This window comes from Streptomyces sp. NPDC002793 (assembly GCF_040295485.1).
Taxonomy (GTDB): domain Bacteria; phylum Actinomycetota; class Actinomycetes; order Streptomycetales; family Streptomycetaceae; genus Streptomyces.
The window spans coordinates 128,265-141,348 of sequence record NZ_JBEOVL010000004.1; the positions used below are offsets into that span (position 1 = coordinate 128,265).

12 protein-coding genes and 1 pseudogene are annotated in these 13,084 nt (G+C 71.8%); 8 read left to right on the forward strand and 5 right to left on the reverse strand.

All coding sequences use genetic code 11. The annotated features are described in order from the left end of the window. Positions 1-31: 31 nt before the first annotated feature. The 3 genes from ABT001_RS05460 to ABT001_RS05470 all read left to right on the forward strand — a co-directional run bounded on the left by ABT001_RS05460 (position 32) and on the right by ABT001_RS05470 (position 2,770). Positions 32-1,555 (forward strand): PTS transporter subunit EIIC, encoded by a 1,524-nt coding sequence (locus ABT001_RS05460; protein ID WP_351272722.1) that lies wholly within the window; start codon positions 32-34, stop codon positions 1,553-1,555. Between the two features lie 114 nt (positions 1,556-1,669). Then, complete coding sequence (locus ABT001_RS05465; RefSeq protein ID WP_147964004.1) at positions 1,670-1,840, forward strand: DUF5670 family protein; 171 nt, start codon at positions 1,670-1,672, stop codon at positions 1,838-1,840. 234 nt (positions 1,841-2,074) lie between these two features. Beyond that, on the forward strand, positions 2,075-2,770 hold the full coding sequence (locus tag ABT001_RS05470; protein WP_351272726.1) for a hypothetical protein: 696 nt from the start codon (positions 2,075-2,077) through the stop codon (positions 2,768-2,770). Positions 2,771-2,826: 56 nt separating this feature from the next. Here the strand turns inward: ABT001_RS05470 and ABT001_RS05475 are convergent. After that, positions 2,827-3,129 (reverse strand): annotated as a pseudogene (locus ABT001_RS05475) (PDDEXK family nuclease); the annotation flags it as partial. 188 nt (positions 3,130-3,317) lie between these two features. On the opposite strand from ABT001_RS05475, the gene ABT001_RS05480 reads away from it, so the two are divergent. Beyond that, positions 3,318-4,313, forward strand: coding sequence for a hypothetical protein (locus tag ABT001_RS05480; protein WP_351272729.1), 996 nt, complete (start codon positions 3,318-3,320; stop codon positions 4,311-4,313). On the opposite strand, the gene ABT001_RS05485 is transcribed toward ABT001_RS05480, so the two are convergent. Further along, positions 4,288-4,521, reverse strand: a complete 234-nt coding sequence (locus ABT001_RS05485; protein ID WP_351272732.1) for a hypothetical protein — start codon at positions 4,519-4,521, stop codon at positions 4,288-4,290. The genes ABT001_RS05480 and ABT001_RS05485 overlap by 26 nt on opposite strands. After that, on the reverse strand, positions 4,511-4,765 hold the full coding sequence (locus tag ABT001_RS05490) for a hypothetical protein (protein ID WP_351272735.1): 255 nt from the start codon (positions 4,763-4,765) through the stop codon (positions 4,511-4,513). Before ABT001_RS05490 ends, ABT001_RS05485 begins: the two co-directional genes overlap by 11 nt. Positions 4,766-5,086: 321 nt before the next feature. Here ABT001_RS05490 and ABT001_RS05495 point away from each other — a divergent pair, with 321 nt between their 5' ends. Then, positions 5,087-6,751, forward strand: a complete 1,665-nt coding sequence (locus tag ABT001_RS05495) for a sensor histidine kinase (protein ID WP_351273083.1) — start codon at positions 5,087-5,089, stop codon at positions 6,749-6,751. A 91-nt stretch (positions 6,752-6,842) separates the two neighbouring features. Beyond that, complete coding sequence (locus ABT001_RS05500; RefSeq protein ID WP_351272738.1) at positions 6,843-7,502, forward strand: response regulator; 660 nt, start codon at positions 6,843-6,845, stop codon at positions 7,500-7,502. A 12-nt stretch (positions 7,503-7,514) separates the two neighbouring features. Here the strand turns inward: ABT001_RS05500 and ABT001_RS05505 are convergent, their stop codons facing one another. After that, positions 7,515-8,468 carry an NAD(P)-dependent alcohol dehydrogenase gene (locus tag ABT001_RS05505; protein ID WP_351272741.1) on the reverse strand — a complete coding sequence of 318 codons (954 nt, stop codon included), beginning with the start codon at positions 8,466-8,468 and terminating at the stop codon, positions 7,515-7,517. A 59-nt stretch (positions 8,469-8,527) separates the two neighbouring features. Here ABT001_RS05505 and ABT001_RS05510 point away from each other — a divergent pair, with 59 nt between their 5' ends. Continuing rightward, on the forward strand, positions 8,528-9,199 hold the full coding sequence (locus tag ABT001_RS05510; protein ID WP_351272744.1) for a TetR/AcrR family transcriptional regulator: 672 nt from the start codon (positions 8,528-8,530) through the stop codon (positions 9,197-9,199). Between the two features lie 297 nt (positions 9,200-9,496). Beyond that, positions 9,497-10,336, forward strand: coding sequence for a hypothetical protein (locus tag ABT001_RS05515; RefSeq protein ID WP_351272747.1), 840 nt, complete (start codon positions 9,497-9,499; stop codon positions 10,334-10,336). A gap of 36 nt (positions 10,337-10,372) precedes the next feature. Here ABT001_RS05515 and ABT001_RS05520 read toward each other — a convergent pair whose 3' ends face one another. Further along, the gene (locus ABT001_RS05520; RefSeq protein ID WP_351273086.1) at positions 10,373-12,970 is read right to left on the reverse strand and encodes a glycoside hydrolase family 9 protein; all 2,598 of its coding nucleotides are present in this window, start codon (positions 12,968-12,970) and stop codon (positions 10,373-10,375) included. Positions 12,971-13,084: the final 114 nt, after the last annotated feature.

A 13,084-nucleotide genomic window follows, 5' to 3' on the forward strand; every position in this document is an offset into this window, starting at 1 on the left:
CCACTCCCCGCACAGCAAGGCACCACGCACCATGGCTACTGAAGACAAGAACCGCGCCACTGCCGCCGCGATCCTGCCGCTCGTCGGTGGCGCCGCGAACGTCGACTCGATCGCCCACTGCATGACCCGGCTCCGGCTGGGCCTGCACGACCGTTCCCTCGTCGACGACGAGGCCCTCAAGGCGGTCCCCGCCGTGATGGGCGTGGTCGAGGACGACACCTACCAGATCGTCCTCGGCCCGGGCACCGTCGCCCGGGTCACCCCCGAGTTCGAGCGGCTGGTCGAGGAGGGCCGGGCGGCCGAGGCCCCCGCACCCGTCCACACGGCCGAGGAGCTGGCCGACAAGGGCGCCTCCCTGAAGGCACAGCAGAAGGCCAAGAACGCCACCCCGTTCAAGCTGTTCCTGCGCAGGATCGCGAACATCTTCGTCCCGCTGATCCCCGCCCTCATCGGCTGCGGCATCATCGCCGGCCTCAACGGCCTGCTGGTGAACCTCGGCTGGCTGCCCTCGGTCACCCCCGCCCTGGCGGCGATGGCCTCCGGCTTCATGGCGCTGATCGCGGTCTTCGTCGGCTACAACACGGCGAAGGAGTTCGGCGGTACACCGATCCTCGGCGGAGCGGTCGCGGCGATCATCGTCTTCCCGGGCGTGGCGAACATCGAGGCCTTCGGCCAGACCCTCTCCCCCGGCCAGGGCGGTGTCCTCGGCGCCCTCGGTGCGGCGGTCCTCGCGGTGTACGTGGAGAAGTGGTGCCGCCGTTGGGTGCCGGAGGCGCTGGACGTCCTGGTCACCCCGACGCTCACGGTTCTGATCTCCGGACTGGTCACGATCTTCGGTCTGATGTACGTGGCCGGTGAGGTCTCCTCCGCCATCGGTACGTTCGCCGACTGGCTGCTCTCCACGGGCGGCGCGGGCGCGGGCTTCCTGCTCGGCGGCTTCTTCCTGCCCCTGGTGATGCTGGGCCTGCACCAGGCCCTGATCCCGATCCACACGACGCTGATCGAGCAGCAGGGCTTCACGGTCCTGCTCCCGATCCTCGCGATGGCCGGGGCCGGCCAGGTCGGTGCGGCGGCCGCGGTCTACCTCCGCCTCCCGCGGAACGAGTCGATCCGCAGGACCATCAAGTCCGCCATGCCCGCGGGCCTGCTGGGCGTCGGCGAACCCCTGATCTACGGCGTCTCGCTCCCGTTGGGCCGTCCCTTCATCACGGCCTGTGTGGGCGGGGCGTTCGGCGGCGGCTTCGTGGGGCTGTTCAACCAGCTCGGCGACTCGGTCGGCTCGACGGCCATCGGTCCGTCCGGCTGGGCCCTGTTCCCGCTCCTGGACGGCAACCACGGCCTCGGTTCGACGATCGCGATCTACGCGGGCGGCCTGCTCGTCGGTTACGTCGCGGGCTTCGTGGCCACGTATTTCTTCGGCTTCAGCAAGGCGCTGCTGACGGAGTTCAACGTCTCCCAGGAACCGGTCCCGTCATCGGCTCCGGCGGGACCGGCCGACCGCCCGTCCGCCGCCGCCTCGGGCGACTCCCCGGCGAAGGAGCCGGCGGGAGTCTGACCGGCCGCCCGCCCTGCTGCGAGCGGTCACGAGAAGCACGCAGGATTCTTCGCACGAACACGTGTGTGTAGGAAATCGATTGCCGGGCACCAGATGTCACGGAGGTTGATAACAATGGTTCCCCTGCTACTCGTTCTTCTGCTCGCCCTGATCCTTTTCGGTGCCGGTTTCGCACTCAAGGCACTGTGGTGGATCGCGGTGATCGTGCTCGTGGTGTGGCTCGTCGGATTCTTCGTACGTCCGGCAGCCGGCGGCGGCAAGCGCGGTCGGTGGTACCGCTGGTAGCCGACCTCGACCAGCATTGACGCGGGTGGCTCAGGACCTTCGGGTCCTGAGCCACCCGCGTTTCCTTTTCCGCGCACCGAATTCACCGGGGTGGCGCGGAATGGCGCGGGCAGCCGAATTCCGGGTGTCACTCGTTCCCGGCGGAAGCGTCTTCAGCCACATCGCAGCAATCCCATTGGCTCCACCAGCCGTACGTGAGACAGTTGTTCCTCTTGCAGTGGCTGGGGGGCGCTGATGAGCGAGAACAACAGCAGCAGACCGAGGAAGTACGTCCTCCTCGCGGTCGGCGGTGGGGTGGCCGTCGTCGTCGTGTCCTTGGTCATGGCCTATGCCGTCAGCCCGTCCGCTCCCTGGGCGGGACAGACAGCGGCCTCCTCCGCCGCCTCCAGCTCACCCTCGCGGTCCCTCTCCGGCTCCACGGCAGCGGACCCCCGGCCCGCCGAACCGTCCGCTTCCGCCTCCACCTCCGCCTCCACCGCCGAGGAACAGGCCACGGCGGTGGACCAGCTCCTGGAGCGCAGCACCTCGGACCGTCAGCGGGTCATCGACGCCGTCAACGCCGTCGAGGCCTGCGCCTCGGACGCGTCCGTGGACGACGCGGGGCAGGTCCTGAACGCCGCCGCCGTACGCAGGCAGGGCCTGATCACCGGCCTCGCCGAGCTCGATCTGGGTGAGCTCGCCTCCGGTTCGCAGGCGGCGGACAGTCTCCGCGCGGGCTGGCAGCATTCGGCCGACGCGGACCGGGCGTTCGCGGACTGGGCCGACGACGCGCGGGGCTGTTCGCCCGGCGCAGTCCCCCGCACCTCCGCGTACCACCGAGGCGTGCGCAGCAGTGAGCTCGCCACCGGCGCCAAAGAGGACTTCGTCGCGCTCTGGACACCGATCGCCGCGCGGTACGGGCTGCCGGAACGCGACACGGCCCACCTCTGACACCGTCCCCGGCTCCCCCCTGGTTCCGACCGGCGCGCGACGGGGCGGACTCGCCCTCAGGAAGGGTGCGGGGCCGGGAAGTCGGCGGTGAGCAGGGTGACGTCGAAGGGGTCGGGCAGCGTGAGCGGCTTCCCGAAGGGGACGGCGTCGGAGTGCTTGTACGTCCCGTCCTCGTTCGGCTCCGCACGGTATTTCTTCGTCCTGTCCTCCCGGGCGTTTCCCTGGAGGTGATCTCGACGATCAGCAGGGCCTCCGCCGCGTCCAGCGGGGTCGCTGACCTCGGGGCCGGCGGCTGCGATCAGTTCCGCAGGCATCACGACCAGGTCGGGAACATAGAGCTTGTCGAGCGGTGCGACGTGCGCGGCGCGCCGTTCCTCTCAGCCTCCCACGATCGTGTGAGCACACACCGATGCCGGGCGGGACGGCCCCGTCGGCACAGGGTCTCCACCTCGGCCGTAGAACCGGACGGCCGCTCACCGGCATCCCTCTCTCCGGAGGCCGGTCCTGGTCACCGGGCAGTGCACAGGGAGAGTTGAGGCGGTCGAACATGACGGGCGGGACGGCGAGCGACGGTGGGGCGGGCCCGACGGAGCACCCGCACGGTCCGCGACACGGCGTCGTCCGCACGGCGTCCGCCACTCTCCGCCGAGGCGGGCTCCCCCTGTTCGGACTCACGGCACGCGTGACCGGGCTCGCCGCGCTGGGCGGGCTGCTGGTGACGGTCGTCGCGTTCCTGGCCGTCTGGCCGACGTTCACCGAGATACGTCTGGGCGCGATCCGGGCCCACCTCGACGAGGACTCCTACGCACCCGACGGCAGCCGGGTGAACGACCTGTGGCTCACCCTCCTCGCCTGCCTGCCCTTCCTGATCCTCCTGCTGCACCTGGGATGCGCCGCCCTACAGACCGCGACCGCCCGTGCGGCCGGCGCGGGACACGGCCGCTTCCGCGCGGTCCTGGGCGTGTACGTGCTGCGCGGGGTGTACGTGTGGGCGCCGGTGGTGCTCGGCATCCTGGTGGAGGAGACCTTCACGACCACCCTGTTCAGGGAGCACACGGTGATCGTCCCGAAGTGGGAGTACCCCACCCTGTTCGAGGTGCTGCGCTACGGCCCGCCCCTCCTGGGCCTGGTGACGGCGCTACTGCTCCGGCTCACCTGGACGCCGGCCCCCGCGGTCGCCGCGACGGAAGGCCTCGCGCCCCGGGCCTCGATGCGCCGTTCCCGGGCGCTGGTGTGGGGCCGCACCTCCGCCTGGTTCCGGACCGTGGCCGCCGCGCTCCCCCTGGGCGCGCTCACCGTCGGCCTGTACGCACTGCTGCACCTCGCCGCCCGGCCCCTGCGCTCCGGCACGGTCTCCCTCTTCCTGGAGTGGGGCCCGGACAACACCTACGCCGCGTACGTCGCCGGGCTGCTCGTCCCGATCGCCGTCGCCCTGCTGCTGACCGGCGCCCTGGCCCTCCCGCCCGCGCACGCCGTACTCACCGCGCTCCACCGGCGGCTGACCTCCCGTGACCGCGTCACGGCAGCCGCCCCTCCCGGTTGATCTCCCGCACCCGGGCCCGCAGCACGAGCCCCGGCGGAGCCGGACGGACGGCCTCCGGCGGACACTCCCACTCGGCGCCGCCGCCCGGCGGTCGCAGCTGCACGTTCGGACCGACGCGGCCCATCACGCGGCCCACCCTGCCGTCCCGTCCGTCCATCGCGAACGTTCCGGGTTCCGGCCTGCACGGCTCAAGTCCTTCAACTGTCATGTGCGGCCTTCGCTTCGAGCTGGGCGGTCAGCCGCAGCACCATCTCGATCGAACACCGGCCGAGGTCGACGAGCGGCGCCGGCTCGTCCCCCGCGCACGACACCGGGTCGATCCGCAGGGACGGCAGTTTCACGCCGATCCCCGCGAGCCCTGCCCGCAGCCGCGCCACCGCGTCCTCCGCGGCCCGCACTCTGCCCGCTGCCTCTTTGCGCCGTTCCGTAGCCGTCATCATGATCTTCCCCATTTCCACGCTGCGTAGCGACTATGCCTACACAGCGTGGCCAATTCATCGCTATCGGCGAAGATGCACAGTTCCCACACCCGCACGTGTGACCCCGGCGGGTGCGCTCCGTCATCGGCTTGACGCCGACCCGGGCAACGACTTTCGTCGTCCCCGCGTCGCGACCAATGGCTACAGCGGTGCCCTGCCGGGTGCGCCTAGCGTGGGCGCGTGACTCCTGTGGATTCGACAGCCCTCGCAACTCCCTCGCACGAGGCATCGGCGGTGAGGACGCGCCTGGCGTCCTGGTCGGCCGTGCCGGGGCGAGCTCTCCTCGCTCCCGGGATGTGGCCGGCCGGGCGCATCGTGGGCGAGTCGTTCCTGAGCCTGGCGCTCATGCTGCTGGCGGTCGCCGCCGGTTTCACGGATGACAGGGGCACGGCGGAGACCGTCGTCATCGCCCTGGTGGCCGGGCTGTTGTCGGTCCTGCGCCGGGGGCTGCCCGCGACCGTGCTGTTGACGGTGGCCGTCGGCTCCGCGCCGTTCGCCGGTTTCGCGCCGCTCGTCCTCGTCGTCGCCTGGTCGGCCGGGCGGCGGATCGAGGGCCTCGGCAGAGCGTGCGGCGTCTTCGCTCTCGCCTACGTCCTCTGCCTCGCCCTGACCGCCGTATGGGAATGGGAACAGGCGCACGTGACGCTGCCGATCCTGGCCATGGCCGGCATGTTCCAGCTGGTCGCGTTCGTCGTGCCCGGTCTGGCGGGCCGTTACTGGTCGCAGCGCCGGACGCTGACCGACACCCTCCACGAGTACAACGCCCAACTCCTGCGCGAGCGGGAGATGATCGCCGGGCAGGCCAGGATGCTGGAGCGTCAGCGCATCGCGCAGGACATGCACGACAGCCTCGGTCACCAGCTCGCGCTGATCGCGGTGCACACCGGTGCGCTGGAGGTGGACCGCGAGGTGACCGGCCGGCAGCGCGAGGCCGTCGGTGTGCTGCGGGAGGCGTCGGTGGCCGCGATGCACGAACTGCGCGACGTGGTGGGTGTCCTGCGGGACGGGGGTGAGGCCCCCCGCACCGGGGGAAGCCCGCAGCGCGGCGAGGACGTCGGGGCTCCGTCACGCGGGGTGGCGGGCGTGGAGAACCTTGCCGAGACCTCCCGGAACGCGGGCACCGCCGTGGAGATCCGGCGCTCGGGCGAGGTGCGTCCGCTCGCCCCGACCGCCGACCACGCGGCGTACCGCCTGGTCCAGGAGGGTCTGACCAACGCCCACAAGCACGCCCCGGGGGCCTCGATCACCATCGGTCTGCGGTACGAGCCCGACTCGCTTGTCGTGGAGGTCGCCAACGGGCCGGTGACGGAGCCGGTGCGCGGCGGAGTGGCGAGCGGGGGGCAGGGGCTGACCGGCCTCGAGGAGCGGGCCCGGCTCGTCGGCGGCATGGTGCACGCGGGCCCCACGGCGGACGGCGGCTTCCGGCTGGCCGGTGTCCTGCCGTACACGTCGCCCGGTGACGCGAGGAAGACGTTCGTCGCTCCGCCCGACGACTTTCGGGCGCAGAACCCGGCGGTTCCCTCGGGCGACAGTGGTCCGGTCATCGACTGGAACGTTCTCCCTAAGGAGTTGGCCAAGGCAGTGAACAGGACCAAGAGGAGCAACGGCATAGCCATCGGGTGCGGAGTGGTGGCGCTGCTCGGCGTCCTGCTCGTCGTCGCGGTGGTCGTCGGAGGGGTCTTCCTCGTACGGGAGGTGGACAAGGTGATGATCGAGCCCGCGCAGTACGACGCCGTGAATATCGGCCAGTCCGAGACGTCCGTCCGTGCGGAACTCCCGGACGGCGACTCGTTCATGAACACCGCGTCGGACGCCGGCGCACCGCCGGTGCCCGACGGCGCACGGTGCTTCACCCTCCTCTCCACGGAGATCGGGAGCAGCTGGGACGCCGAACCGGTCTTCCGGTTCTGCTTCAAGGACGGCAAGCTGATCGAGAAGAAGTCCTTCGAGACCAGCTGAGGGAACGGGAGTTCGGGGCGTTCGGCACGGCGATCGGGGATGATGGCCGGATGCCCGCAGAGATGACCGCCCAGGACCGTGCAGGAGAGTCGTGATCAGGGTTCTTGTGACGGATGACGAGCCGCTGATCCGTGCGGGCATCCGGATGATCCTCTCCTCGGCCGAGGACATCGACGTCGTGGCGGAGGCGGCGAACGGCCGCGAGGCGGTCGAACTCGCCCGGTCCCAGCGGATCGACGTCGCCCTGCTGGACATCCAGATGCCGGTCATGGACGGACTGACGGCCCTGGCCGAGCTGCGCCGGACCGCTCCCCAGGTGCGCGTGCTGATCCTGACGACGTTCGGGGAGCGGCACAACGTGCTGCGTGCCCTGTCCGGGGGCGGCGCGGGCTTCCTGCTGAAGGACTCGGCGCCGGCGGAGCTCATACGGGCGGTGCGGGCGGCTGCGGGCGGGGAGGCGTATCTGTCGCCGGGTGCGACCCGGCACGTCGTGGACTCGCTGGCGTCCGGCGGTGGCGGCACCACGCGGCGCGCGGAGGACGCCCGTCGTCGGCTGGAGAAGCTGACCGCCCGCGAACGCGACGTCCTGGCCCTCCTGGGCGAGGGTCTGTCCAACGCGGACGCGGGTCAGCGGATCCACATGAGCGAGGCGACGGTGAAGGCGTACGTGAGCCGCATCCTCGCGAAGCTGGAGTGCGAGAACAGGGTGCAGGCGGCTCTGCTGGCGCGGGACGCCGGACTCGGCGTCTGAGCGCGGGAGTCGTCAGACCACCCGGATCACGTGCTTGCCGCGTACGCCGCCCGCCTCCAGCGCCCGGTGGGCGGCTGCGATCTCGGCGAGCGGGTGAACGGTGTCCACGACCGGGCGGATCGCTCCGCTCTCCGCGTAGCGGGCCAGCTCGGCGAGCAGATCGTGGGTCGGGTTGCCGCTGAAGAAGCGGACGCGTCCTCGGCCGTGGACCGTGGAGGCGAGCATGTATCCGAGGCTCGTGACCGCGTGGTCGAGGTCGAAGGCGATGGTGACCATGCGTCCGCCGGGTGCCAGCAGCCCGCGGAAGGCCCGGAGTTCGGTGCCCACGGTGTCCATGACGACGTCGAAGCGGCCCAGGTCGTCCGGTCCGGTCGTCGCGTAGCTGTGGGCCTCGTCGGCGCCCAGCTCGCGGACGAAGTCGAGGTTCTTCGTGCCCGCGAGCGCGGTGACATGGGCGCCGAGGGCCTTGCCGAGCTGGACGGCGATGGTCCCCACTCCCCCTGCGCCACCGCGTACGAGCAGGCGTTCGCCCGCCTTCAGTCGCGCCTTGGACCGGAGGGCCGTGATGGCGGTCGTGCCTACGGGGAGCGACGCGGCTTCGACGAGGCCGATGTTCTCGGGGACGTACGCGAGGTTCCGGGGGCGCACCGCGACGTACTCGGCCGCGCTGCCGAAGGTGCGGGGCAGCACGCCCCAGACCCGGTCCCCGGGGCGCAGCCCGGTGACGGCGGGGTCCACCTCGGCGACCTCTCCGGCGAAGTCGAGCCCCGTGCGCTGCGGGAAGGTGCGGCCGGTCACCAGTCGGACGCGTCCTGCGCGTCCGTGCAGCTCACCGCCGTTGACGCTCACCGCGTGGACGCGGACCAGCACCTGACCCTGTTCGAGCGTCGGTACGGGGACCCTGCCGATGTGGAGCACGTCGGGAGGGCCGTAGCTGTCGTAGAGCGCCGCGCGCATGTCGTTCATGTCTGCCAGGCTATGCGCGTAAACGGATGCCCCTCTCCATTTAGCCTGAAGTGAGAAACATGCCTGATCAGACCTCTCAGAAGCAGAAGCCGAAACGGAGGCCGCCCGGTGACGGTGGCCTGCGCGCCGATGCCCGGGAGAACCGCGACCGCATCCTGAGGGCCGCACGCGAGGCGTTCGCCGCGCAGGGCACCGATGTGCCCATCGCGGCGATCGCCCGGCGCGCCGGGGTCGGGGTCGCCACGCTGTACCGGCGGTTCCCCACCCGCGCCTCGCTCGTGACGGAGGCGTTCGCGGAGGAGCTCAGCCACTGCGTGTCCGTACTGGACGACGGGCTGGCGGATCCGGATCCCTGGCGCGGCTTCTGCACGGTGATCGAGAAGGTCTGCCTGATGCAGGCGGCGGACCGGGGGTTCACGGAGGCGTTCCTCACGGAGTTCCCCGACCAGGCCGACTTCGCGCTCGCGCGCTCCCGGGCCGAGGAAGGTCTCGCCCTGCTCGTCCGACGGGCCAAGGACGCCGGCGCGTTGCGCCAGGACTTCGAACCGAGCGACGTCACCCTGCTGCTGCTCGCCAACTGCGGGGTGGCGGTCGGCTCGGGCGAGGAGGCGGCCAGGGCGTCGCGGCGACTGGCCGGCTTCCTCCTCCAGTCCTTCCGCGCCGAGGCGGCCGCCCCGCTGCCGCCGCCCGCGCGGCTGGACCTCCGGCGGATCGTCGGCGCCACCGGATGAGGCCGCCGGTCCGCCCGGGGCTCAAGCCTTGGACTCCGAGCGCTCTTTACAAGGATGGGAAGGTGGGTCTCTTTCCCACCCACCCACCCTCCCCGCCTGCGCAGTTGACCGTTTGTGACCGACTTGCCACGGACCGTCGCGGCGTTCTAGCGTGCCGAACAGCAAACGACCCCCGCCGGTGCGGGAACACCTGACAGGGGTCTCACCAGCAAGATCGCCTAGCGAAAGAAACACGATCTGATGGCTGTCGACCAGTTTAGTGCCGCCCCCCGCACCTCGTACGCTCCCCCGCACCCCATGGCGAACCCCGGTTACGGCAAGCGTTCCGCCCCGGACCAGCGCCCGCGCGGCGAGCGGGACTTCGCGCATCTGCCGCCCCGTGAGGCCGCCGTGGCCGCGTACATCGACCGACTGCCGGACGGCTCCGACATCTCCGTGAAGACGCTGGCCAAGTGGCTCCCGTACGGACAGTGCGCCCTGCGGACCGCGCTCAACAGGCTCCAGGCGACCGGGCATCTGCGCCGGGGCAGCGAGTGCCTCGCCACCGACGAGGTCATGCTCTGGGTGACCCGGACGTTCTTCTCCCGCACCGCGCGCGACGACGACTGGTGGGCGGCGTTCGTCCGGGGCGACGTACCTCAGGAGACCCGACGGCCCACGCGTTCCCGGGCGTTCGTCCTGCTGGCCGCCCTCGGACGCACGGCACCCTCGCTGAGCCTCTCGGCGGCGGAGTGCGCGTCCCTGGAACCCCAGGTCGGCGAGTGGTTCGAGCGGGGCGCGACAGAGGCGGAGCTGCTGCACGCCCTGACCGACGGGCTGCCCGTGCCGGTCCACCACGCGGCCTCGCTGATCCGCAGGCGGCTGGCCGACAAGCTGCCGCCGTACCGGCCCGCCCCGGAGCGGCGGACGGCGCTGCTCACCCTGGAGTGCGGCGAGTGCCGTGCGCCGGGGAGCCCCGAGGCCCTGGCGGGCGGGCTCTGCGCACCGTGCCGTGGCGAGAGCACCCAGGGACCGGCGGGCCCTCCCGGCGCCGTACCCACCGACGACGTGCGGCGGCGGGTCGCGGCGGTCCGGGCCGGACTCGTCCCCCGGACGGAGCGGACCGGCCACGCCCGGGGCGTACGGGCCCGGCGCTGAGGCACACGCCGGGCCCGTACGACCGGTACGCCGGAATCAGCCCGAGGTGCAGGCCCGGCCGTTGTGCTTGAACGCCCCCGGGTCCGGAGCCGGGGCCGAGGCCGAGGTGTTGAAGCCGAAGTCGACCGCCCCGCCGGGCGCCAGGGACCGGTTCCACGACAGCGGCTTCGCGCTGACCGTACGACCGGACTGGGTGAACTCCGCGCTCCAGGTGTGGCTCAGCCGCTGCTCACCGGAGCCGGGCAGCAGCCAGGTCAGCGACCACGGCGAGACAGGCTCCGAGCCGGTGTTCTCGACGCGGACCGTCACCGTCGAGCCGCTGTTCCACGGGTGCGAGGAGTACGTGACCTCGCACGCGCGGGCCGCGCCGGCCTGCCCGCCGTCGCCCGCGTCGTCCAGGTAGGAGGCGATGAAGGCCAGCGGCGCGTTCCAGTTGATGGTGATCTCGTTGGTCGCCCAGGAGCCGATGTCGTCGATGTAGCACATGGCGGGCGCGCAGCCGGTGAGCTTCTCCGCCGCCGCCGGGTCGCCGGAGGCGATCGCGGTGAGGTTGGGGCCGCCCGCGACCGAGCCGGGCGCCGGGTGCGGCAGGGAGGCGTCGTTCTGGTGCGCCCAGAAGCGGTGGTGCTGGTTCCGGGAGTCCCGCTCGCCGTAGCCGGTGACGTACGACTGGTTGAGGGCGTTGCGGCCGAGCAGGTAGTCGGCGCCCCTCAGCACGGCGTCCTGGTAGGCGCCTTCGCCGGTCAGGTCATGGGCCGTGGCCAGCACGATCATGTTGTTCAGGACCTGGCTGTTGGAACCCCAGACGTAGTCCTCGCCGTTGGGGGCGTAGGGGAGACCGTAGGCCTGCTCGCGGGACTGTGTGGCGTAGCGGTCGGCGGCCGTGGTGACGACGGAGCGGACATCACCGAGCTGCGCCGAGGTGAGGCCGTTCGGCACGGTGGCCAGCGTCAGCACGCCCAGCCCGCCGGTGGAGCCCCAGGAGATGCCGCCGCCCGCCGGGAAGACCTTGTCCGTGTCACCGTGGAGGCCGGAGGAGAGCACCGCCTGGCGGTAGGTGTCCTCGCCGGTCGTGGTGAACAGCTCGGCGGCCGCCCAGTAGAACTCGTCCGAGACGTCGTTGTCGCTGTACGCGCCGCCGCCGGTGCCGTCGTTCGGGTCGGCGAGCACGTCCGGGTGCTGCTTCGCGGCGGTCCACGCGGTCTCGGCGGCCGTCAGGCAGCGCTCCGCGAAGTCCTCGTCGAAGGGGGCGTAGAGCCGGGCGCACTGGGCGGCCGAGGCGGCGAGGTTCAGCGTCGCTGCCGTCGACGGGGGGTGCAGCTCACGCTGCTGCGGGTCGAGATGCGGCTTCATGGGGAGCCCGGTCCAGGCGGCGTCGTGCATCTTGTGATGCGCCATGCCCGCCAGCTCCTCGCCCGCCGGCACCTGCATCTTGATGAGGAAGTCCATCTCCCAGCGCGCCTCGTCCAGGATGTCCGGCACCCCGTTGTCGCGCTCGGGCACCCGCAGCTGGCCGTCGGCGAGCTCGGCCGACTCGGCGTCCGGGGCGGTCAGGGTGCGCTCGTAGGTGGACATCAGCTGGGCCACCGAGATGCCGCCGTTGACGACGTACTTGCCGTGGTCGCCCGCGTCGTACCAGCCGCCCGACACGTCCAGGCGGTAGTCGCAGACACCCGGCTGGCAGGGGACGTCCGTGTCGCCCTTGTTGGGCGCGACACCGATGTGCCCGGCCGGACGCGCGTACTCCTCGCCGACGAGGTCCGCCTCGATCGGGGTGCCGCTGCGGTTGTGGTAGAAGTACGCCAGCGCGTCGGAGCGCAGCCCGTCGTACAGGTCGCCGCGGATCGAGAAGGGCTCGCTGACCTCGCCGTCGACCTCCACGGTGTAGCCGTCGCCCGCCGTGGTGAGGCCCCCGAAGTCGAAGGTGTGGACCCGCTGGCGCGAGCTGGGGTCCTCGCCCTGCGGGACGGTCGTACCGGTGGCGGCCGTCGAGCCGTCCCCGGTCTTCACCGTCCAGGTCAGCGGGGCGTCGGCGTCGGTGACCACGGTGCCGTTCTTGGGGCCGTGGGGCAGGTACCCGACCTGGTTGACGCGGACGGGCGACCCGGTGTCCGGCACGTACACGGGCGGTTCGGCCCCGCCCCGCAGCGACACGTCGTCCAGGCAGAAGGTCGACGCCCGCTCACCGCCGCCGATCTGCAGTTGCACGGATGCGGCCGGCAGGTCCACGGATGCCGTGAACGTACGCGACACCTGGGTGGCCTCCGTGCCCACCGGGTCCGCGGTGGCGAGCACCGTCGTATACGGTTCGGCCGCCTCCTGGACGCGCGTCTGGGCCGTCAGGGGGACGGTCGAACTGGCCGTGTAGGAGAGCTCGTAGCTCTCCCCGGCGACGATCGGGACGTCGTTCTGGCCCACGATGACGTCCCAGGCGTTGGACGTGCCGGCGGGCACCTCGGCGCACAGCCGGCCGTCCGACACGGCCGCCGGGGCGTTCGCCGTCCACCACCAAGGGGCGGTACCGGCGGAGAAGTCGCCGTTGGTGATCTGCTCGGGGCCGGGCTCGGCCTCCTGGGCACCGGCCGTGCCGGGTACCGCGAGCGCGGCCGCGAACAGTAAGGCCGCGGTCGATATCCCGAAGACGCGTCTCCCGTGCCGGGGACGGACGCGTGCGGGCCGTGCGGAGAGTGGTGAGGCATTCACCGGGGAGGCCTTTCGTCGACAGGTGCGGGTGGGGCGGGAACGCAT